The organism is Microbacterium oleivorans (assembly GCF_001644225.1).
GTDB classification, from domain to species: Bacteria; Actinomycetota; Actinomycetes; order Actinomycetales; family Microbacteriaceae; genus Microbacterium; species Microbacterium gawkjiense.
On record NZ_LSTV01000005.1, the window covers coordinates 318,763 to 339,704 of the forward strand.

Sequence of the window (20,942 nt, forward strand, 5' to 3'; positions counted from 1 at the left end):
CGGTCCGTCCCGCGGACCGGCCCACGCCTCGCGCCCCCACCCGAGAACCCGGAGTCGCCATGACCGTCGACCTGGCGCAGAGCGCCGTCACCCCCGCATCCGCCCCCACCGTCCGCCGGCGTCGCCGCCGCGGGCGCCAGAGCCTCGTCGGCTGGGGATTCGTCGCCCCCTTTGCGATCGTCTTCCTCGCCCTGCTCGTCGCACCGCTGCTCTTCGCGCTGTACCTGAGCCTGTTCCAGAACCAGCTCATCGGCGGGGAGCGGTTCGTCCTCTTCGACAACTACGTGAAGGCGTTCACGGACGACAGCTTCCTCAACGGAGTCTGGTTCGTCGTGCGCTTCTCCGTGGTGCTCATCCCGCTGCAGATGGCGGTCTCGCTCGCCGTCGCGCTCATGCTCGACGTCCTCACCGGCGTCTTCTCGCGGTTCTCCCGGCTGATGGTGTTCCTGCCCTACGCCATCCCCGCCGTGATCGGCGCGCTGATGTGGGGGTTCCTCTACAGCAAGAGCTTCGGCCCTCTCGCGGAGATCTTCGGGATGTTCGGGCTCGTCGGCCCCGACTTCCTGAGTCGCAACCTCATCTTCGTCGGGCTGCTGAACATCGTCATCTGGCAGTGGGCCGGCTACTACATGATCATCCTCTACGCCGCTCTGCAGGGCATCGACCCGACGCTGTACGAGGCGGCGCGCATCGACGGCGCGAGCCAGTGGCAGATCATCTTCCGGATCAAAATTCCGCTCATCGCCCCGGCGCTCGTCCTGATCCTGGTGTTCGCCCTGATCGGGACGCTGCAGTTCTTCAATGAGCCGCAGATCCTGCGCTACCTCGCCGCCGGCGCGATCCCCGCCGACTTCACACCCAACATGTACGCCTACCAGCAGGCGTTCGCGCTGGCGAACTACAACTACGGCTCCGCGATCTCGTTCGCGCTCGGCGCCGTCGTGTTCATCTGCGTCTATCTCTTCATGTTCATCACGCGCAAGCGGGGGAGCTTCCTGTCATGACCGCCACCGTCGACACGCCCCGTCGTCCCGTCCCGGTCGACACGCGACGCCGCACGTCGCCGCGCCGGTATCTGCCCCTGCAGGTGCTGCTCGGCTTCCTCGTCATCTACTTCCTGATCCCGTTCTGGTGGGTCATCGTCAACAGCTCGAAGAACGCGGGCGGGCTGTTCGGCGGCGGGAGCTCCCTCTGGTTCGCCGACGACGTCGACTACGTCGGGAATCTCACCCAGCTCTTCACCTTCCAGGACGGCATCTACCTGCGGTGGCTCGGCAACTCGGCGCTGTACGCCCTCGTCGGCGGGGTCGGGGCGACGGTCCTGGCCGTCGCGGCGGGGTACGGCTTCGCGAAGTACCGCTTCATCGGGCGCCGGCTGAGCTTCTCGATCCTGCTCGGATCGGTGATGGTGCCGGCGACGGCGCTCGTCATCCCGACCTTCATCCTGTTCTCCGAGCTGGGTCTCACGAACACCATCTGGGCGGTCATCCTGCCGACGCTGCTCAACCCCTTCGGCGTCTACCTCATGCACGTCTACGCCCGCGATGCCGTGCCCGACGAGCTCATCGACGCCGGACGCGTCGATGGGGCGGGTGACTTCCGCATCTTCGTGCAGCTCGCGCTCCCGATGCTGCGGCCGGCGATCGTGACGGTGCTCCTGCTGTCGATCGTCGCGTCGTGGAACAACTACTTCCTGCCGCTCGCCATGCTCTCCGACAACCGCCTGTTCCCGGTCACCGTCGGCATCGGCCTCTGGCAGGGCCTCGCGTCGGCGAACAACGGGGGCGGCACGTCGCTGTGGAGCATCATCATCCTCGGCTCGCTCGTCTCCGTCATCCCGCTGATCATCGCCTTCCTCACCCTGCAGCGGTACTGGCAGGGCGGGTTGTCGATCGGCAGCCTCAAATGACCCGCCGCGCCCACGCCCTGCCGCCCTCGACCCCCGGAGCCTCCGCATGCCCTCGGCACGTCTGACCCTCGATCCGCGGGCGACCGTGGGCGCCATCGACCGCCGCCTGTTCGGCTCGTTCGTCGAGCACCTGGGACGCTGCGTGTACGACGGCATCTACGAGCCCTCGCACCCCGCCGCCGACGACGACGGGTTCCGCGTCGACGTGCTCGACCTCGTCCGCGAGCTCGGTGTCAGCACGGTGCGCTACCCCGGCGGGAACTTCGTGTCGGGGTACCGGTGGGAGGACGGCGTCGGCCCGCGCGAGGACCGCCCGCGTCGCCGCGACCTCGCGTGGCACTCCACCGAGACCAACGAGATCGGGCTGGACGAGTTCGCCTCGTGGGCCCGCAAGGCCGGCAGCGAGCTCATGTACGCCGTCAACCTCGGCACGCGCGGCGTGCTCGACGCCCTCGACGTGCTCGAGTACGCGAACGGTCGCGCCGGGACGACCCTTGCCGACCGTCGGGTCGCGAACGGGACGACCGAGCCCCACGGCATCCGGATGTGGTGCCTCGGCAACGAGATGGACGGTCCCTGGCAGCTCGGTGCGAGCACACCTGAGGAGTACGCCGAGATCGCGGCCAAGACGGCCAGCGCGATGAAGCAGGTGGACCCCGCGCTGGAGCTGGTCGTCTGCGGCAGTTCGAGTTCGCAGATGCCGACGTTCGGCCGGTGGGAGCGGGTGGTGCTCGAGCGGGCGTACGAGGACGTCGACTTCATCTCCTGCCACGCGTACTACGAACCCAAGGGCGGCGACCTGGGCAGCTTCCTCGCCTCCGCGACCGACATGGATCGCTTCATCGAGAGCGTCGTCGCCACGGCGGATGCCGTGAAGGCGGCTCGCCGGAGCGACAAGGAGATCGCGATCTCCTTCGACGAGTGGAACGTCTGGTACCAGAGCCGCTTCCACGAGGTCGACAAGATCACCGACGTCGATGACTGGCCGGTCGCGCCGCGGCTGCTCGAGGACGGCTACTCCGTGATGGATGCGGTCGTCGTCGGCAACCTGCTCATCTCGCTGCTGCGTCACGCCGACCGCGTCACGTCCGCGAGCCTCGCGCAGCTGGTCAACGTGATCGCGCCGATCATGACCGAGCCCGGCGGCCCCGCCTGGCGGCAGACCACCTTCTTCCCCTTCGCCGAGACATCCCGCCACGCCCGCGGCGTGACCCTCGACGTCGCGGTCGACGCGCCCGACTACGAGACCGCGCGATTCGGGCGGGTACCGCTCGTCGACGCCGTCGCGACGTACGACGCCGACAGCGGGGCGACCGCGGTGTTCGCCGTCAACCGGAGCCTCGACGAGGAGGTCGTCCTCGAGATCGACGTGTCCCGACTGGATGCGTCGGCATCGCTCTCCGCGCGCCTGCTCTCCGACGCGGACATCCACGCCCGCAACACGCTCGAGGATCCCGAACGGGTGTCGCTGCGCGAGGTCGCGGTCGACCGCGACGGTGACGTCGCCACGCTGACCCTACCGGCCGTCTCGTGGGTCGTGGTCGAGATCCGATGAGCGTCGACATCGAGACGACGACGGAGCGGATCGAGCAGCTCCTGTCCCGGATGACGTGGGAGGAGAAGCTCGCCCAGCTCGGCAGTCACTGGAACGATCGGCGGACGGGCGGCGAGATCATCGCGCCGATGCAGGACGTCATGGGCGCGGGGCGCCCCGAGTTCACCGCCGCAGCCCGTCACGGCATGGGGCACCTCACCCGTCGATTCGGGACCACGCCGGTCCAGCCGCGCGACGGCATGGCCGTCGCGCGCGAGGATCAGCTGTTCCTGCGGGACTCGACGCGCCTCGGCATCCCGGCGATCCTCCACGAGGAATGCCTGACCGGTCTCACGACGCTCGGCGCCACGGTGTATCCGACGCCGCTCGCGTGGGCGGCGACGTTCGACCGCGACCTCGTCCGCGAGACGGCGGCCGCGATCGGAGCCGACATGCGCGCGCTCGGGGTGCATCAAGGACTCGCCCCCGTCCTCGACGTGACCACCGACTACCGCTGGGGGCGCGTCGAGGAGACCCTCGGCGAGGACCCCTTCGTCGTCGCCACCCTGGGCACCGCCTTCGTGCAGGGGCTGCAGTCGGCCGGAGTGATCGCCACCCTCAAGCACTTCGCCGGCCACGCATCGTCACGCGGCGGGCGCAACCACGCACCGGTGGCGATGGGCGAGCGGGATCTCCGCGATCTCGTCCTGCCGCCCTTCGAGATGGCGGTGCGGATCGGCGGTGCCGGCAGCGTCATGAACTCGTACACCGAGACCGACCGGGTGCCGGCCGCCGCCGACCGGCGCCTGCTCACCGACATCCTGCGCGGCGAATGGGGGTTCGAGGGCACCGTCGTCTCGGACTACTGGGCGGTCGCCTTCCTGAAGGCGAAGCACCGCGTCGCCGCGACGGTGGCGGATGCCGGTCGGCTCGCCCTGCACGCCGGGATGGACGTGGAACTTCCCGACACTGCAGCGTTCGCCGCGCTCGCCGTCGACGACCCCGACCCGGAGCGCACCGCGGCCGAGGTGGATGAGGCCGTGCGTCGCGTCCTCCGCCAGAAGCTCGCGCTCGGTCTGCTCGACGACGGCTGGGAACCTCCCGAACCGGCCGACGTCGATCTCGACAGCGAGCGCAACCGCGGCATCGCCCGTCGCCTCGCCGAGCGGTCCGTCGTCCTCCTCGACAACCCGCGCGACCTGCTTCCCCTCGACGTCCCGCCTGCGCGGATCGCCGTCGTCGGGCCGGGCGCCGACGACCCGCGCGTCCTCATGGGCGCCTACTCGTACCCGATCCACGTCCTGCCGCGACACCCGGAGCTGGGCCTCGGCATCGACGCCGAGTCGATCGCGGATGCCGTGCGCCGCCGCTTCGACGACGCGGAGGTCTCGGTCGTTCCGGGGGTCCCTCTCGTCGAGCCGCCGGCGGATGGTGAGATCGAGCGTGCCGTCGACGCGGCCGCCGCGGCCGATGTCGCGATCGCGGTCGTCGGCGATCGGGCCGGCATGTTCGGCAAGGGCACGTCGGGCGAGGGTTCCGATGCGCCGGGGCTCGACCTTCCCGGGCATCAGGGTCGCCTTGCGGACGCGGTGCTCGCGACGGGAACGCCCGTCATCCTCCTCGTCGTCTCGGGGCGTCCGTACGCGCTGGGACGCTATGTCGGGCGGGCCGCGGCGATCGTCCAGGCCTTCTTCCCCGGCGTCGAGGGACCGGCGGCGATCGCCGGCATCCTGGCGGGGGACACCGCACCGTCGGGTCACCTGCCCGTCCAGATCCCGCGTCACGCGGATGCCCTCCCGCACACCTACCTCGCCCCGCCCCTCGGTCAGGACGGCGATCGCATCAGCAGCCTGTCGATCGCCGCGGCCTTCCCCTTCGGTCACGGGCTGTCGTACACGTCGTTCGAGGTCGGCACGCCCGAGCCCGCGGCGAGCGACCTGCCCACCGACGGCCGCACCTCGGTCGCGGTGACGGTCCGCAACACCGGCGGCCGGAGGGGCGCGACGGTCGTGCAGTTGTACGCCTCCGACCCGGTGGCCCAGGTCACGCGGCCTGTCGTCCAGCTGCTCGGCTATGCGCGGGTCGAGCTCGACCCCGGTGCCGCTGCGCGGGTGCACTTCGACGTGCACGCCGACCGGTTCTCGTTCGTCGGTCTCGAGGGACGGCGCGTCGTCGAGCCCGGCGACATCCTCCTTTCGAGCGGTCGCTCGGTCGGTGACCGCTCGGCCGAGGTGCTCCTCCGTCTCGCGGGCCCCACGAGACGCGTCGAGCACGCGGTCCTCGACACTCCGACCCGTGTCGAGGGGGTCGACGCATGAGCGCGTGGACGGCCGACGACTGGCCGATCGCCGCCGCGGCGCTGCCTTTCTCCGGCACGCTCACCGACGGTCGGTCGGTGACCGAGGCGGGACCGGACGAATGGGCGGTCACGCTCGCCGAGATCGCGGACGCCGGCTTCGACGCCCTCGATGTCACCGATTCGTGGCTCCGGCTGGCGGACTTAGATGCCGCGGGTCGCGCGGACTTCCTCGCGGTGGCCCGGGAGACGGGTGTGAGGCCACTCTCGCTCTCCGCCATCCGACGCAGCGTCATCGACCCGCGCGACGGCGATGAGAACCTCGCCTACAGCCACCGCGTGCTCGAGGCCGCGGCATCCGTCGGCATCGGCACCGTGTCGTTCGGGTTGCACCGTCCTCTCACCGCCGAGCAGTCCGCGCAGCTCTGGTTCTGGACGGTGGACGGGCCGAAGGACGACCCCGCCGACTGGGACCTCGCGGTCACGCGACTGCGCGAGCTCGGCCGCCATGCGGAGGAGCTCGGCATCCTCATGTCACTCGAGATGTACGAGGACACCTTCCTCGGAACGGCGGCATCCGCGGTGCGGCTCGTCGAGGAGATCGGCTTCCGTGGCGTGGGGCTCAACCCCGACATCGGCAACCTCATCCGGCTGCACCGGCCCGTGGAGTCCTGGCTGGAGCTGTGCGAGCAGACCCTGCCGTACGCGAACTTCTGGCACGTGAAGAACTACACCCGCGACGAGGACGTCTCCCGCGACTTCTACACCGCGACACCGGCGCCCATGGTCGCGGGGGTCATCGACTACCGGCGGGCGATGCGGATCGCCCTGGCGAACGGATTCCAGGGCGTCATCTGCGTCGAGAACTACGGGGGCGACGGGCTCAGCGTGTGCGCCGACAACCGTGACTACCTCCGACGCCACGTGCTGCCGCGCCGCCCATCCGCGCAGCTCGGGTCGAGCCGCGTGCGTCAGCTCGGCGGAACCGGACCGCAGACAGGAGCCGAACGATGACGCGCATCGCGAACGATCCCGACACCTTCGTCGACGACGCACTCGAGGGCTTCGCCGCCGCGCACGCGGACGCGGTGCGCCGCGTGGACGGCGGGGTGGTGCGGGCGACATCGCTCGCGCCCGGGTCCGTGGCGGTCGTCGTCGGGGGTGGCTCCGGTCACTATCCGGCGTTCGCCGGTGTCGTCGGGCCCGGCATGGCGGCCGGCGCCGTCTGCGGCAACATCTTCACCTCGCCCTCCGCGGGACAGGCGTATCGGGTCGCCCGTGCCGCAGACGCCGGAGGTGGGGTGCTCTTCCTGTTCGGCAACTACGCCGGGGATGTCCTGCACTTCGGCGACGCGCAGGACCGCCTGCGCGCCGAGGGCGTGGACGCGCGGACCGTGCTCATCACCGACGACATCGCGAGCGCGCCGATCGCCGAACGAGCCCGGCGACGCGGTATCGCCGGTGACTTCGTCGTCTTCAAGATCGCCGGGGCGGCGGCCGAGCGCGGCGACGACATCGACGAGGTCGAGCGTCTGGCGCGGCACGCGAACGAGCGCACCCGCACCCTCGGCGTCGCCTTCGGCGGTTGCACGTTCCCGGGTGCGGACGCGCCGTTGTTCACCGTCCCCGAGGGCATGATGTCGATCGGTCTCGGCATCCACGGCGAGCCGGGCATCCGCGACGTCCCGCGCACCTCGTCACGGGAGCTCGCTCGGATGCTGGTGGGCGACCTGCTGCACGACGTCCCCGAAACGCGCGGCGACCGCGCCGTGGTCATCGTCAACGGCCTGGGATCGGTCTCGCACGAAGAGCTGTTCGTCCTCTTCCGCGACGTGTCCGTCGAACTCCGCGCTGCGGGCGTGACGGTGGTCCAGCCCGAGGTGGGCGACCTCGTCACGAGCCTCGACATGGCGGGAGCATCGGTGACCCTCGTCTGGCTCGACGACGAGCTCGAGCTGCTGTGGGCTGCCGCCGCCGACACCCCGGCCTACCGGAAAGGTGCAGCAGTCCCGGCGCCGTCGAGCCGCGCCGTCGCCGCCCCGATCGAGTCGCCGCCCGCCGCGCCGCCGCGTCCGGTCGCCACCCCCGATGACCGCCGGCGGGCCGAGTACGCGCAGGGTTTGCTGCGGGCGGCGCAGGACGTCATCACTGCCGCGGCCGCCGACCTCGGAGCGCTCGACGCCGTCGCCGGAGACGGCGACCACGGTGTCGGGATGCGCGCCGGTGTCGATGCGGCCGTCGCGGCCTTCGACCCGGAGGTCGGCCTGCGCGGTGCGCTCACCGCCGCAGCCGACGCCTGGAGTGAGCGTGCCGGCGGCACCTCGGGTGCCCTGTGGGCGACGGCGCTGCGCCGGCTCGCCTCCGAACTCCCCTCTGCTGATGAGCGGTCTTCAGTCACCCCCGCGGAGCTGGCATCCGCGGTGGGCGCTGCGGTCGACGCGGTCGCCGAGCGTGGGGGAGCGGTGATCGGCGACAAGACGATGCTCGACGCGATGCGTCCCTACGCCGACGCGCTGCGCGCCGGTGCGACGGCGGATGTCGGCATCCGGCCGCTCCTCACGGACGCCGCTCGCGCGGCGACCGCGGCGGCGGAGGCCACCGCCGGTCTTCGCCCCGCGAAGGGGCGCGCACGACCTCTCGCCGAGCGCAGTCTCGGCCACCCTGACCCGGGCGCGACCTCGTTCGCCCTCATCGCCACCGCCGTGGCCCGACACCTGGAGCAGAACGCATGACAGAGGGATGGCGGATCGTCATCGGCAGCGATGACGCCGGGTACGAGTACAAGACCGCTCTACGAGCGCTCCTGGAGGCGGACGACCGGGTCGCCGATGTGGTCGATGTCGGCGTCGGGGGCGACGAGCACACCGACTACCCCCTCGTCGCGGTCGCCGCGGCTGAGCGCGTCGCAGCCGGCGCCGCCGATCGGGCGCTGCTGATCTGCGGGACGGGACTCGGGGTCGCCATCTCGGCGAACAAGGTGCCGGGAGTGCGCGCCGTGACGGCTCACGACTCGTACTCCGTCGAACGCGCGGTGCTGAGCAACGACGCCCAGGTGCTCGCACTGGGTCAGCGCGTGATCGGACTGGAACTCGCCAAGCGCCTCGTGACCGAGTGGTTGGGATATCGGTTCGACACGTCGTCGCCGTCGGCGGCGAAGGTCGCCGCGATCTCCGAGTACGAGGCGGGAGCGAACCGGTGAGCCGTATCGCGGTCGTCGGAAGCGGCTACATGGGCGGCGGGATCGCGCAGGTCGCCGCCATCGCCGGTCATGAGGTCGTCATCACCGATGCGACCCCCGAGATCGCGCGCGCCAACCTCGATCGCATCAACGCCGAAGCGGACGCCTTCGAGGCGCAGGGGCTCTTCCCCGAGGGCGCCGCGGCCGCCGTCCGGCACGGCATCGCCGCGGCGGACGATGTCGAGAGCGCCGTGGTCGGCGCGGACCTGGTCGAGGAGGCCGTCCCCGAGCGGCTGGAACTGAAGCGGGGGACGCTCGCGCGGATCTCGCGCGCGAATCCCGACGCGGTGATCGGCAGCAACACCTCGACGATCGCTCTCGGGCAGCTGGCACCTCCGGTCGAGAACCCGCATCGCTTCCTCGGGGTGCACTTCTCCAACCCGGCGCCCTTCATCCCGGGTGTCGAGATCATCCCGCACGACGGCACCTCCGAGGAAGCCATCGCAACCGCCGAGGAGTTCGTCCGCAGCGTCGGGAAGCTCCCGGCCCGGGTGCGGGACGTCACCGGTTTCGTCCTCAACAGACTGCAGTACGCGCTCTTCCACGAGGCGACGCAGCTCGTCGAGGAGGGTGTCGCGTCCGTGGCCGACATCGACACGATCGTGAGATCGACGTTCGGGTTCCGCATGCCGTTCTTCGGCCCCTTCGCGATCGCGGACATGGCAGGACTCGACGTATACGCGTTCTGCTACGCCTCGCTGCAGGAGGGCTTGCCCGACCGGTTCCCGACCCCCGCGATGCTGAGTGAGCGCATCGCCGCAGGGCGGCTCGGCACCAAGAGCGGTGGCGGTTTCCGCGCGATCGACGCCGCGCGCACCGATGAGCTGATCGCCTACCGGAACAGGGCCTACGTCCTCATGGCGAGGCTGCTCGAGGAGCTGGGGCCCTCTCCCTTCGACGACCCCCGGTGACCGTCGCTGCGACCGCCCGAGCCGCGAAAGGCCGCTCGGGCGGCCGACGCGCCCGCTGGCAACGGCGTGATTATCAACGTTGTACATTTCCTCTTGACCCCCGGGCGATCGGCTGCAAGAGTTGCCGCGAACGAGATTTACGACGTTGTAAATTTTGACCTGACGCCGTGGATCCGCATCCCCAGGGCCGTCCTCCGCGCTGCCACTCCCCAGGTGTCGGACGCGCGCGGCCACCACGATGAGATGGAGTATCGATGGAGATCACATCCCGGAGTCGGCGGTCGCGCCGGCTCGGAGGACGCATCACGGCGATGGTCGCCGGCGGTGCACTGGCGCTGACCGGCGTCGTCGCCGCGTCGCCGGCGGTCGCCGCCGACGCCTGGATCACGGTCCAGGACGACGGCTATCTGCGCATCGCCGTCCCCGACGCTGCCGTGCAGCAGGAGATCGGCGCCGTGTCGCAGGTGGTGGTCGAGGGCAACTTCGGCCCCAGCCACAACTGGGCGCAGATCGGGCTGCAGCGCAGCGGTGCCAACTGGACCGCCACCTACGGTCCGTTCGAACCGGGTCTGTACTACTACCAGGTGACCGGCGACGACTCGAAGGTGTTCAAGGACGGCTCCAATCCGACCGCGGTCACGTCCGAGCCCGAGTGGAGCACCTTTTTCATCCCCGGCGAGTCAGCCGAGTGGCTGGCGGAGCCTGCCGAGGAAGCCGGCACGATCGAGACGCTGACCTATGAGAGCGCCGTTGCCGACGAGGAGCGCGAGGCCCTGGTCTGGGTGCCCCCGACGTACAAGGCGAAGGGCAAGAAGCTTCCGGTCCTGTACCTGCAGCACGGCGGCGCACAGGGCGACCGGGACTGGGTCGAAGTGGGTCGCGCCGAGCAAATCCTCGACAACCTCTGGCTGGAGGGTGATCTCGCCGACATGCTCGTCGTCATGGGCGACGGCAACGTCTCCGACTTCTCCGAGGAGCTGCTCGAGAACATCGTGCCGGCCGTCGAGGACGCCTACAACGTGTCACCGAGTGCCAAGAAGCGCGCGCTGGCGGGCCTCTCGATGGGAGGCGGTCAGGCGTTCGAGGTGTTCAGCGAGCACCCGGGCGAGTTCTCCGCGATCGGTACGTTCGGAGCCGGACGATTCGGCGAGCTCGACGACATCCCGGTGAAGAAGATGAACAACCGGACGGACCTGTTCCGCGTCTACGTCGGGAACAAGACGGACATCGCCTACAACGACGTTTACGACTCGCTGAAGGCCTTCGACGAGCGGGGCCTCGACTACCAGTTCGACGGCGTCAACCCTGACGCGGGGCACAACTGGAACGCCTGGCAGGAGAACCTCCGCGACTTCGCGCCGCGGCTGTTCGGTGGCGCCGGCGGAGACGCCGGGATGAGTGAGGGTCACACTGCACTCACCGAGCGCTTCGAGCCGCCCGCAGCGGGCACGACTCCGACGCCCTTCCAGGACGACGAGGGTTTCGTGACCTTCGAGACGACGACGGAGTTCGCCGATGCCGACTACGTGTCGGTGTGGGCCAACTGGGCTCCCGGCGGCAGCTGGCTGCGCGTCGAAATGAACAAGGTCGGCGACCGCTGGCGGGCGACCGTCGGGCCGCTGGAGGAGAAGTTCTACCACTATCGGTTCATCGTCGACCGGCAGTCGGTGAAGGATGCCTCCAACCCGACCAAGGTCACCTCGGAGCCGGCGTGGAGCACCTTCCTCGTCCCCGGCGAGGGGTCGCGTCTGCTGGCCGATGTGCCCGCGGGCGAGGGCGGCGACCTCGACGTGCTCACCTACCCGAGCGCGGTGGCGAACCAGGAGCGGAGCGCTTACGTCTGGACGCCGGCCGGCTATGACGCCGACCGCGCCGAGCCGTATCCGATGTTCGCCCTCAACCACGGTGGCGGGCAGAGCTGGACCGACTGGGTCGAGATGGGGCGCGCGCGTCAGATCCTCGACAACCTGTCGCGGGACGGCGACCTCAAGGACATGGTCGTGGTCATGCCGAACGGCAACGTGAGCGACTACAACCGGGAGATCCGCGAGAATGTCGTGCCCGCCGTCGAGGACGCGTACAACGTCAGCGCCAATCCCGACAAGCGTGCGCTCGCCGGGCTCTCGGCCGGCGGTGCGCGCACCGTCGGGATGCTGAAGGCGCACCCGGGCGAGTTCGCGTGGATCGGCACCTTCGCCGCCGGCTTCGGCGGCACAGCCGGCGTCGACGTCGACGCGATCAACGAGGGCACGGAGCTGTACCGCCTCTACACCGGTGACATCACGGACTTCACCTACGGTGCCGTCGTGAACTCGCTGCCGGTGCTCGACGAACTCGGAATCGACTACGAGTTCAACGGGGTCACGGTCGGTCCGCACGGTTGGGATGTGTGGCAGCAGAACTTGATCAACTTCGCCCCGCGGCTGTTCCAGTCGCTGCCGGCCGACACCGTGCGCCCCGAGGCGACCCTGGCGTCGCCGACGAGCGCCGGACCGTTCCGTCAGGTGGAGCTGCAGGTCGACGCCGCCGACGTCGGCGGACTCGACCGGATCGTGGCGAACGTGTACCGCGGCTCGACGCTCGTGAAGAGTACGCAGACCGCTCTGGGCGGCGCCGAGCGCGGCACCCACACGGCCACGGTCGAGCTCCCCTCGGGTGACTACACCGTCAAGTACAACGCCCGCGACACCGCCGGGAACATCTCGAAGACAGGGACGTTCGCGTTCGCGGTCGACGTCGACGCGCCGACGGCCACCGCCAAGGCTGACTCCGTCGCAGGTGCCGGTGACACCTGGGACGTCGTCAGCTACAAGCTGTACGACGCGGTGGGAGTCGACAAGGTGGTCATCAACGGCGTGACCAAGGACCTGACGAACAACCGCTGGTCCGACGTCAACGGCATCCGGCCCGGACAGTTCGGGGCCGTCGCCGGTGAGAACGAGATGATCGTGCACGACGTGGCGGGCAACACCGCGACGTACACGTTCTTCCTCAACTGACGCACACGACGACGCCCTCCTCGATTCTCGGGGAGGGCGTCGTCGTGCGTGCGGATCAGAGTGCGGCACCCTCGAGGACGGATGCCGTCGCCAGCCGCGCGTCGTCCGGTCCGATGACGTAGGCCTCACCGGTGAACTCGACCGTCCCCGTCGCTTCGCGGTCGGCGCTGGAGGGCCCGACCCACAGGTCGACGCGTCCCGGCTCGACCGCGCGCACCGCGTCGCGGCCGGCGTAGGCGAGGCGGGCGGGCGGCACGCGGAACTCGACGGTCGTCGCCTCGCCCGGGGCCAACGGCACACGCTGGTACGCGAGCAGCTGCGCCACGGGCCGCGTCGTCGTCCCGACGACGTCGTGACCGTACAGCTGCACGACGTCTGTCGCGGCGACTGCTCCGGTGTTGCGCACCGTCACGGTCGCGGTGACGCCCTCGCCGGTTCCGGCGTGCGAGGCGACACGCAGATCCTCGTACGCGAACGTCGTGTACGTCAGGCCGAAGCCGAACGGTCGCACCGGCGTCGGGTCCGCGCTCGTGATGTCGCTCGCCCCGCCGAGCCGCGGGTGCAGGTAGGTGAACGGCTGCGCACCGGCCGAGCGGGGGAGCGAGACGGGCAGGCGGCCCGACGGGGTGACCCGACCCGAGACGATCCCCGCGAGGGCGTCCGCGCCCTCTTCGCCCGGGAAGAAGGACTGCACGATCGCGGCCGGCGCGGCGGGGCCGTCGAGCGCCCACCCGATCGCGTAGGGCCGCCCCGAGAGGATGAGCACCACGACGGGCGTGCCCGACGCCACGACCTCCTCCACCAGGCGGCGCTGCACACCCGGCAGCTCGAGGTCGTCGACGTCATTGCCCTCGCCCACGGTGCCGCGGCCGAAGAGTCCGGCGCGGTCGCCGACCACGACGATCGCCAGGTCGGCGCGGGATGCCGCGGCCACGGCATCCGCGATCCCCGCCGCGTCCTCGCCCTCGACGTCGCACCCGCGCACCGACTCGATCCGCGCCGCCGGGTACTCGGCGCGCAGCGCGTCGAGGACGGTCGGGATCTCGATGCCCGCGGGTGTGCCGGGGTGGTGGGCGAGCACGTGGTTCACGAACGAGTAGCAGCCCATGAGCGCCTCGGACGAGTCGGCGTTCGGACCGAGGACCGCGATGCGCCCCGGCGCTGCCGCGGGCAGCGTGCCGTCGTTCGAGAGCAGGACGGCGGACTCGGTGGCGAGGCGCCGCGCGAGCTCGCGGTGGCGCGGCCCGTCGAGGTCGACGCTCGCGGGAGGCTCGGCGAAGTCCGCGTCGAGCAGTCCCAGGCGCTCCTTCTGCGCGAGCACCCGCAACACGGCGTCGTCGAGGACGCCCTCGTCGAGCGCCCCCGAGCGGATGCGGTCGCGCAGGGGACCGGCGAAGGCGTCGAGCGTCGGCAACTCGACGTCGATCCCGGCGCGCAGCGCGAGCTCCGCCGCTTCGCCCAGGTCGGCGGCGACACCGTGCGTGGAGTGGAGGAACGCGACCGAGAAGTAGTCCGCGACGACCGGCCCCTCGAACCCGAGGCGTCCGCGGAGGACCTCGCTCAGGTAGTACGGGCTCGCGCCGACCGGAGCGCCGTCGATCTCGGCGTAGCTGTTCATGACCGATCGCGCGCCGCCGTCGCGGAGGGCCATCTCGAACGGCGGCAGGAAGACGTCGGCGAGCTCGCGGGGTCCCGCGTGGACCGGCGCATGGTTGCGACCGGACTGCGAGCCGGAGTATCCGACGAAGTGCTTCAGCGTGGCATCCACCCCCGTCGACTGCAGACCGCGGACGTAGGCCGTCCCGATCGTCCCGACGAGATACGGGTCCTCGCCGATGCACTCGTCGACGCGCCCCCAGCGGGGATCGCGGATGACGTCGAGGACGGGAGCGAGCCCCTGATGGATGCCGAGTTCCCGCATCGACTCGCCGATCGCGGCGGCCATCTCGGCCACGAGGTCGGGGTCGAACGAGGCGCCCCACGCGAGCGGGGTCGGGTACGTCGCCGCCTGCCACGCCGCGAGGCCCGTGAGGCATTCCTCGTGGACGATCGCGGGGATGCCGAGGCGCGTCTCGGTCTGCAGGCGACGCTGCTCCCGCCACAGCCACGCGGCCCGCTCGACCGGATCGACCGGGCGTGTGCCGTAGACCCGGGTGAGGTGGCCGAGGCCGTGGGTCGTGGCATCCGCGTACTTCGTCGTCGTGACCATCTCGTCGGCCAGCGGAGCGACGACTTCGCCGCCCTGGTCGACCCAGTAGCCGACGAGCTGCGCCGTCTTCTCCTCGAGCGTCATCCGCGCGAGCAGGTCGCGTACGCGCGCCGAAGCGCGCACCGTCGTGTCCGTCATGTCAGCCCTTCACGGCTCCGGTGAGGCCGCCGACGATGCGCCGCTCGAACAGGCTGAAGAACAGCAGTGCGGGGAGCATCGACAGCGAGGTGAACGCCAGCACGCGCGCCGTGTCGACGGAGTACTGCGACGAGAACGCCTGCACGCCCAGCGGGAGCGTGAACGACGCCTCGTTGTTGAGGATGAACAGCGGCAGCAGGTACGCGTTCCAACTGCCGATGAAGGCGAGGATGCCGACGGTGATGACACCGGGCACCGCGAGCGGCAGGACCATCCGCCAGAAGAACCCGAGTCGGCTGCAGCCGTCGATCGACGCCGCCTCCTGGATCTCGTCGGGGATCGCGCGCAGGAACGGCACCAGGATGATGATCGTCGTCGGGAGCGCGAACGCGATCTGCGGGAGGATGATGCCCGGCAGCGAGTTCATGAGCCCGAGCGAGCGGATCACGATGTAGAGCGGCGTGATCGCGACGGTGATGGGGAACATGAGTCCCGACGCGAAAAGCGCGTAGAGCGCGCCGCGGCCGCGGAAGTTGTAGCGAGCGATGACGTAGCTCGCGGCGAGGCCGAGGGCGACGGCGCCGACGGTGGTGGCGAGCGCCACCATGGTCGAGTTCCCGACCTGCCCCCAGAACTGACCGCTCGTGATCACCCCGACGTAGTTCTCGACGTTCCACGGGTCGGGGAAGCCGGCCGGGTCGACCGTGATCGCCGAGTTCGACCGGAACCCGCCCAGAATGATGTAGATCACCGGCCCGAGCATGAGGGCGATGACGACGAGGGCGACGAAGTAGACGACCGGCGAGCCCCACGGCAGCGCCTTCTTGGGTGCACGGCGCGGGCGGGTGTCGACGGGCGGAGCCGTGACGAGGGTCATGGTGGCGCTCACTGCACGCCCCTCTCTGTGATCGCCCCGGCCGTGTCGCGGCGGAGCACGAAGCGCTGGTAGAACAGCGCGACGATGAGCGAGATGACGAAGATCACGACGGCGACGGCGTTGCCGTAGCCGAAGTTCCCGGCGTTGCGACCGGTGACGACCATGTAGATCGCCATCGTGTTGGTGCCGGCGACCGACGAGACGTACTGACCCCAGATGATGTACACGAGGTCGAACAGCTGCAGCGCGCCGATGATCGACAGGAACGCCCAGATGCGCAGGGTCGGAGCCAGCAGGGGCAGCGCGATGCGGCGCTGGATCTGCCAATACGACGCGCCGTCGATGGCGGCGGCCTCGTAGAGCTCCTCGGGGATGCCCTGCAGTCCTGCGAGGAAGAGGATGACGGCGAAGCCGACGTACTTCCACGTGAGGATCGCCATGAGGGTCCAGATGGCGATCGCCGGGTCGGCGAGCCAGTCCTGCGCGAGTCCGCCGAGGCCGAGCTTCTCGAGCATCCCGTTGGCGGCGCCGTTGGTCGACAGCAGCAGGCTGAACCCGGTGCCGACGACCACCTCGGCGATGACGTACGGCACGAAGATGAGGACGCGGATGACGGACTGCCCTCGCATCTTGCGGTTGAGCAGCAGTGCCAGCAGGATCGCGATCGGTCCCTGCAAGACGATCGACATGACGACGATGAAGGCGTTGTGCAGCAGGGCGCTCTGGAAGTTCGGGTCGCTGAAGATCGTGATGTAGTTCTTCAGCCCGACGAACTCGGTGGCCGGCCCGAACCCGGACCAGCGGAAGAAGCCGTAGTACGCGGCCATCAGCACCGGCAGGATCACGAACCCGACGAAGAAGACGACGGCGGGCCCGGCGAGCAGGAGCACCTCGAGGCGCCCCGACCAGCCGAGGCCCCGCCGGCGGCGGGACCGCGGCCGTGCCGGGGGCGACGAGTCGCCGCCCCCGGCGTGCGCCGCGAGAGCAGGGGTGTCCGAAGCGGACATCTCGCGAACGGTCATGCTCAGCCCTGCGCGCCTGCGGCGTTGACGGCGGCAATGAACTTCTCGGGGTCGCTGTTGCCGGCGAGCATGTCGACGACCGCCACATTCAGCGCGTTGCCGACGTTCTGGCCGAGGACCGTGTCGAGCCACTGCGAGACGAACGGTGCGTTGTTGTACGCCTCGAGGATCTGCTGCAGGTACGGCTCCTCCACCGCCTCCTGCGCGACCGAGTTGACCGGCGGCGACTGGAAGGCCTCGTAGTACTTCGTCTGCTGCTCGGAGCCGGCGATGAAGTTGAGGAAGTCGGCGCACTCCTTGGGCGCCTGCGCGGCGCACGAGTAGCCGTCGACACCGCCCATCATGGAGCCCGGCTCGCCGTCACCGCCCGAGATCTCGGGGAAGGGGAACCAGGCGAGGTCGGGGAGCGGCTTCTCGTCGGGGGTGAGGGACGCGATCACGCCCGGGTCCCACGCGCCCATGAGTTCCATCGCGGCCTTGCGGTTGGCGATGAGGCCCGCCGAGCTGCCGGCGCCCTGCTGGGCGGCGGTCGTCAGGAAGCCCTCGTTGAACGGCTGGATGGCGGCGAAGTCCGTGAGGTCCTGAGCGGCGCGCGTCCAGCACTCGTCGCTGAAGTCCTTGGAGTCGCCGGTCTCCTCGATCACCTGGGGGCTGCACTCGCGAAGGGCGAAGAAGTAGTACCAGTGAGCGGCGGGCCAGGCATCCTTCGCGCCGAGGGCGATCGGGGCGATCCCGGTGCCCTTCAGGTCCTCGACCGCGGCCTTCAGGTCGTCGATCGTGCTCGGGTTCTCGGCGATGCCGGCCGCGTCGAAGGCGTCCTGGCTGTAGAAGAAGCCGCCGGGGAGGACGGAGAGGGGCATGGCCCATACCTTGTCCTGATAGGTCTCCGCGGCGAACGAACCCTCCGACACCTCGCTGCGGACGTCGTCCGAGATCAGGTCCGTGAGGTCCATCAGCTGGCCCGCGTTCACCATCGCGGTCATCTTGCCGCCGCCGCGCTGCAGGAAGATGTCGGGCGGGTCGCCCGCGTTAAGTGCCGTCTGCAGCTTGCCGTCCATGTCCTCGTTCTGAACGGACTGCATCGTGATCGTGACGCCCTCGTTCTCGGCCTCGAAGGCCGCGATCGCGTCCTTCCAGAACTGCTGACCGGGGCCGGTGGTCGAGTTCTGCCACAGCGTCATCTCGACGTCGCCGCTCCCGCTGCCGCCGCCGGTGCCTGCCGAACATGCGCTGAGCGCGAGGGTCGCCGCCGCGAAGGCCGCGAGTCCCACTGCGAACCGTCTGGTCCTCATGTGATCACCAATCTCCTCATTGAGTGCACGCTCGGTCATCGAGGTGCGGGTGGTCCCGGCGGTGCGTGCCGGGTTCGCTCCAGTGTCGGAATTGTTGTCGCCGACGTCAAACGTTTTCGAAAATGTTTTCCATGGGGCTACGCTTCGAGGCATGCGCAGGCGCACCACCATCCACGACGTCGCCGCGGCGGCCGGTGTGTCGGTCGCCACGGTCTCCAAAGCGGTCAACGGTCGCTACGGGGTCGCGCCGGCGACCGTGCAGCGCGTCCTCGGCGCGGTCGAGGAGCTCGGCTACGAGTCGAGCCTGGTCGCGAGCAGCATGCGCGCGCGTCGGACGGGGGTCGTCGGGGTGCTCGTGGCGGACTTCGAGCCGTTCTCGGCGGAGGTGCTCAAGGGCGTCGGGGCGGCGCTGCGCGACTCGCGCCTGGACCTGCTCGCCTACAGCGGATCGCGGCAGGTGTCGAGCCAGGGGTGGGAACGGCGATCGCTCAGCCGGTTGAGCGGGACGCTCGTCGACGGCGTGATCATGGTGACGCCGACCGTCGTCAACGTGACCGCCGAGGTGCCGGTCGTGGCGATCGACCCGCACACCGGTCCAGCGGACCTGCCCACCGTCGAGTCCGACAGCTACGCGGGCGCCCGGCACGCGGTGGCCTACCTCCTGTCGCTCGGGCATCGGCGGATCGGTTTCGTGGCCGGCCGCCCCGATCTCCGCTCGTCGATGCTGCGCGAAGGCGGGTACCGCCGCGCGCTCGAGGACGCCCGTATCCCGTTCGATCCGAGTCTCGTCGGCGTGGGGGAGTACGTCGAGGACATCTCCCGCGAGGCCGCCACACGTCTGCTGCGCCGCGTGGATCGGCCGACCGCGGTGTTCGCGGCCAACGACGTCTCGGCCCTGACGGTCATCCGCGTCGCCCACGAGCACGGGCTGTCGGTGCCGGGCGATCTGTCGGTCGTCGGGTTCGACGACGTCCCCGACGCGTCGCAGTCCGACCCGGCGCTCACGACGGTCCGTCAGCCGATGCAGCGCCTCGGCGCCGAGGCCGTGACGATGCTGCTCGAGCTGATGGGCGGGGCGACGCCGGCCGCGACGCACCTGCGCCTGCCGACGGCGCTCGTGCCGCGGGCGACGACGGCGCCCCCCTCACAGCACGCTCAGAGTGGTTCCCGATAGCGTCGCAGCATGTCCACTCCGCTCGACGAGCAGCAGATCACGGTGTCGGCATCCTCCCTCCGGGCGATGCGCGACGAGTTCCAGCGGTTCCTCATGGAGTACCGGTTCGGGCTGCAGGAGATCGAGACGAAGATCTCGATCCTCCGCGAGGAGTTCCACGAGATGCACGACTACAACCCGATCGAGCACGTCTCGAGCCGGGTGAAGTCGCCCGACAGCATCGTCGAGAAGATCCAGCGCCGTGGCATCGAGCCCGACTTCGACTCGGTGCGCGCGCACATCACCGACATCGCCGGCATCCGCATCACCTGCAGTTTCGTGAGCGACGTCTACCGGCTGTTCGACCTGCTCACGGCCCAGGACGACATCACGGTGCGCGAGGTCGAGGACTACATCGCGACCCCCAAGGGCAACGGGTACAAGAGCCTGCACACGATCCTCGAGGTGCCCGTGTACCTCTCGACCGGGCGCGTGGACGTGCCCGTCGAGGTGCAGTTCCGCACGATCGCGATGGACTTCTGGGCGAGTCTCGAGCACAAGATCTACTACAAGTACGAGCGGCAGGTGCCCGCGCACCTGCTGGGCCAGCTCAAGGACGCCGCCGACGCCGCCGCCGAGCTCGACGCGCGTATGGCGCGGCTGCACCAGCAGATCCGCGGCGGCGCCGCGTCGGCGCCGACCCGCCTCGTCTGACGCCGCCTGCCCCGCGCGGGGGCTGCCCCGGGTGCTTCCCCTGTCGCGAAGTGCAGCCTCGCGCGGCGTGTTGTGACAGGGGAAGTGCCGCGCCGGCGCACGATGCGCAGAATGGGACGGTGACGGATGCCTCGACGACCACCGGTCTGCTCGACGCGGCGCGCGCGCGGCTCGCCGGCTCCCCGCGTGAGCGACTGGGGGACTGGGCGGCGAACCGCCGCATCCTCGGCATCGGTCGTGCGCCCCGCATCCTCCCGGTCACCGAGGCGTGGCACGTCGGGGTCCTGCTGATCGGCGACGACCGGGTGTTCGCCACGGGAGAGGTCCTGCGCGCGCGGCACGACGCCGTCCGCGGGTACACCGCCGAAGCCCAGCGGGCGCGCTCCGAGCGCGCCGCGGCGGCCTTCCGCGGCGGGTTCGCCGAGGGCGAGGTGCTGCACCTCGGATGGACGGAGATGGATGCCGCAGCCGTCGACCGCGGCGAGAGCTCCGGCATCCTGTCCCTCGTGGGCGGCGTGCCGCACGTCGCGTGGAGCACGACGGGACCGCCGCGGCCGCTCGCGGCATACCTCGACGACATGCTGTCGCTGCGCTGACCTGTCAAGGGCCCGTGACCGGTCACGCCCCCTGGGTAGTGTGGCCTTCCACCT

Annotated in this window: 16 protein-coding genes; 12 read left to right on the forward strand and 4 right to left on the reverse strand. The window is 70.2% G+C overall.

The features are described from left to right. Positions 1-59 precede the first annotated feature (59 nt). The 9 genes from AYL44_RS13095 (at position 60) to AYL44_RS13135 (ending at position 12,887) form a co-directional block, all read left to right on the forward strand. Positions 60-1,004, forward strand: a complete 945-nt coding sequence (locus tag AYL44_RS13095; RefSeq protein ID WP_064003720.1) for a carbohydrate ABC transporter permease — start codon at positions 60-62, stop codon at positions 1,002-1,004. Next, positions 1,001-1,909: a carbohydrate ABC transporter permease gene (locus AYL44_RS13100; protein ID WP_064003721.1), complete on the forward strand. Its 909-nt coding sequence runs from the start codon at positions 1,001-1,003 to the stop codon at positions 1,907-1,909. Before AYL44_RS13095 ends, AYL44_RS13100 begins: the two co-directional genes overlap by 4 nt. A gap of 46 nt (positions 1,910-1,955) precedes the next feature. After that, positions 1,956-3,464 carry an alpha-N-arabinofuranosidase gene (locus AYL44_RS13105; protein ID WP_064003722.1) on the forward strand — a complete coding sequence of 503 codons (1,509 nt, stop codon included), beginning with the start codon at positions 1,956-1,958 and terminating at the stop codon, positions 3,462-3,464. Beyond that, complete coding sequence (locus tag AYL44_RS13110) at positions 3,461-5,761, forward strand: beta-glucosidase family protein (RefSeq protein WP_064003723.1); 2,301 nt, start codon at positions 3,461-3,463, stop codon at positions 5,759-5,761. Before AYL44_RS13105 ends, AYL44_RS13110 begins: the two co-directional genes overlap by 4 nt. Then, positions 5,758-6,753 (forward strand): sugar phosphate isomerase/epimerase family protein, encoded by a 996-nt coding sequence (locus tag AYL44_RS13115; RefSeq protein ID WP_064003724.1) that lies wholly within the window; start codon positions 5,758-5,760, stop codon positions 6,751-6,753. Before AYL44_RS13110 ends, AYL44_RS13115 begins: the two co-directional genes overlap by 4 nt. Continuing rightward, positions 6,750-8,471 carry a dihydroxyacetone kinase family protein gene (locus tag AYL44_RS13120; protein WP_064003725.1) on the forward strand — a complete coding sequence of 574 codons (1,722 nt, stop codon included), beginning with the start codon at positions 6,750-6,752 and terminating at the stop codon, positions 8,469-8,471. Before AYL44_RS13115 ends, AYL44_RS13120 begins: the two co-directional genes overlap by 4 nt. Then, positions 8,468-8,938, forward strand: coding sequence for a ribose-5-phosphate isomerase (locus tag AYL44_RS13125; RefSeq protein ID WP_064003726.1), 471 nt, complete (start codon positions 8,468-8,470; stop codon positions 8,936-8,938). Before AYL44_RS13120 ends, AYL44_RS13125 begins: the two co-directional genes overlap by 4 nt. Beyond that, positions 8,935-9,888 (forward strand): 3-hydroxyacyl-CoA dehydrogenase family protein, encoded by a 954-nt coding sequence (locus AYL44_RS13130; RefSeq protein ID WP_064003727.1) that lies wholly within the window; start codon positions 8,935-8,937, stop codon positions 9,886-9,888. The genes AYL44_RS13125 and AYL44_RS13130 overlap by 4 nt, the downstream gene beginning before the upstream one ends. Before the next feature lie 254 nt (positions 9,889-10,142). Then, the gene (locus AYL44_RS13135; protein ID WP_064003728.1) at positions 10,143-12,887 is read left to right on the forward strand and encodes an alpha/beta hydrolase; all 2,745 of its coding nucleotides are present in this window, start codon (positions 10,143-10,145) and stop codon (positions 12,885-12,887) included. A gap of 55 nt (positions 12,888-12,942) precedes the next feature. Here the strand turns inward: AYL44_RS13135 and AYL44_RS13140 are convergent, their stop codons facing one another. From AYL44_RS13140 to AYL44_RS13155, 4 genes are read right to left on the reverse strand one after another with little or no spacing between them, the layout of a single operon-like run. Next, complete coding sequence (locus AYL44_RS13140; RefSeq protein ID WP_064003729.1) at positions 12,943-15,234, reverse strand: glycoside hydrolase family 3 N-terminal domain-containing protein; 2,292 nt, start codon at positions 15,232-15,234, stop codon at positions 12,943-12,945. A gap of 1 nt (position 15,235) precedes the next feature. Continuing rightward, positions 15,236-16,111 carry a carbohydrate ABC transporter permease gene (locus tag AYL44_RS13145; protein WP_064003730.1) on the reverse strand — a complete coding sequence of 292 codons (876 nt, stop codon included), beginning with the start codon at positions 16,109-16,111 and terminating at the stop codon, positions 15,236-15,238. Between the two features lie 8 nt (positions 16,112-16,119). Then, entirely contained in the window at positions 16,120-17,118 is a 999-nt protein-coding gene (locus tag AYL44_RS13150) for a carbohydrate ABC transporter permease (RefSeq protein WP_197471658.1), read from the reverse strand. Between the two features lie 17 nt (positions 17,119-17,135). Further along, complete coding sequence (locus AYL44_RS13155; protein ID WP_064003732.1) at positions 17,136-18,425, reverse strand: ABC transporter substrate-binding protein; 1,290 nt, start codon at positions 18,423-18,425, stop codon at positions 17,136-17,138. A 151-nt stretch (positions 18,426-18,576) separates the two neighbouring features. Here AYL44_RS13155 and AYL44_RS13160 point away from each other — a divergent pair, with 151 nt between their 5' ends. The 3 genes from AYL44_RS13160 to AYL44_RS13170 all read left to right on the forward strand — a co-directional run bounded on the left by AYL44_RS13160 (position 18,577) and on the right by AYL44_RS13170 (position 20,888). Next, positions 18,577-19,599 (forward strand): LacI family DNA-binding transcriptional regulator, encoded by a 1,023-nt coding sequence (locus AYL44_RS13160; RefSeq protein WP_064003733.1) that lies wholly within the window; start codon positions 18,577-18,579, stop codon positions 19,597-19,599. A gap of 9 nt (positions 19,600-19,608) precedes the next feature. Next, positions 19,609-20,292: a GTP pyrophosphokinase gene (locus AYL44_RS13165; RefSeq protein WP_064003734.1), complete on the forward strand. Its 684-nt coding sequence runs from the start codon at positions 19,609-19,611 to the stop codon at positions 20,290-20,292. A gap of 119 nt (positions 20,293-20,411) precedes the next feature. Beyond that, a complete protein-coding gene (locus AYL44_RS13170) occupies positions 20,412-20,888 on the forward strand; it encodes a hypothetical protein (RefSeq protein ID WP_064003735.1) in 477 nt (158 codons plus the stop codon). The last annotated feature ends 54 nt before the right edge of the window (positions 20,889-20,942 follow it).

What these genes read in the sequence shown, in the direction of transcription:
- AYL44_RS13165 (WP_064003734.1), top strand. Translation starts at nt 19,609, where the DNA reads ATGTCCACTCCGCTCGACGAGCAGCAGATCACGGTGTCGGCATCCTCC.
- AYL44_RS13145 (WP_064003730.1), bottom strand. Translation starts at nt 16,111, where the DNA reads ATGACCCTCGTCACGGCTCCGCCCGTCGACACCCGCCCGCGCCGTGCA.
- AYL44_RS13100 (WP_064003721.1), top strand. Translation starts at nt 1,001, where the DNA reads ATGACCGCCACCGTCGACACGCCCCGTCGTCCCGTCCCGGTCGACACG.
- AYL44_RS13110 (WP_064003723.1), top strand. Translation starts at nt 3,461, where the DNA reads ATGAGCGTCGACATCGAGACGACGACGGAGCGGATCGAGCAGCTCCTG.
- AYL44_RS13120 (WP_064003725.1), top strand. Translation starts at nt 6,750, where the DNA reads ATGACGCGCATCGCGAACGATCCCGACACCTTCGTCGACGACGCACTC.
- AYL44_RS13160 (WP_064003733.1), top strand. Translation starts at nt 18,577, where the DNA reads ATGCGCAGGCGCACCACCATCCACGACGTCGCCGCGGCGGCCGGTGTG.
- AYL44_RS13095 (WP_064003720.1), top strand. Translation starts at nt 60, where the DNA reads ATGACCGTCGACCTGGCGCAGAGCGCCGTCACCCCCGCATCCGCCCCC.
- AYL44_RS13155 (WP_064003732.1), bottom strand. Translation starts at nt 18,425, where the DNA reads ATGAGGACCAGACGGTTCGCAGTGGGACTCGCGGCCTTCGCGGCGGCG.
- AYL44_RS13135 (WP_064003728.1), top strand. Translation starts at nt 10,143, where the DNA reads ATGGAGATCACATCCCGGAGTCGGCGGTCGCGCCGGCTCGGAGGACGC.
- AYL44_RS13150 (WP_197471658.1), bottom strand. Translation starts at nt 17,118, where the DNA reads ATGTCCGCTTCGGACACCCCTGCTCTCGCGGCGCACGCCGGGGGCGGC.
- AYL44_RS13140 (WP_064003729.1), bottom strand. Translation starts at nt 15,234, where the DNA reads ATGACGGACACGACGGTGCGCGCTTCGGCGCGCGTACGCGACCTGCTC.
- AYL44_RS13125 (WP_064003726.1), top strand. Translation starts at nt 8,468, where the DNA reads ATGACAGAGGGATGGCGGATCGTCATCGGCAGCGATGACGCCGGGTAC.
- AYL44_RS13115 (WP_064003724.1), top strand. Translation starts at nt 5,758, where the DNA reads ATGAGCGCGTGGACGGCCGACGACTGGCCGATCGCCGCCGCGGCGCTG.
- AYL44_RS13105 (WP_064003722.1), top strand. Translation starts at nt 1,956, where the DNA reads ATGCCCTCGGCACGTCTGACCCTCGATCCGCGGGCGACCGTGGGCGCC.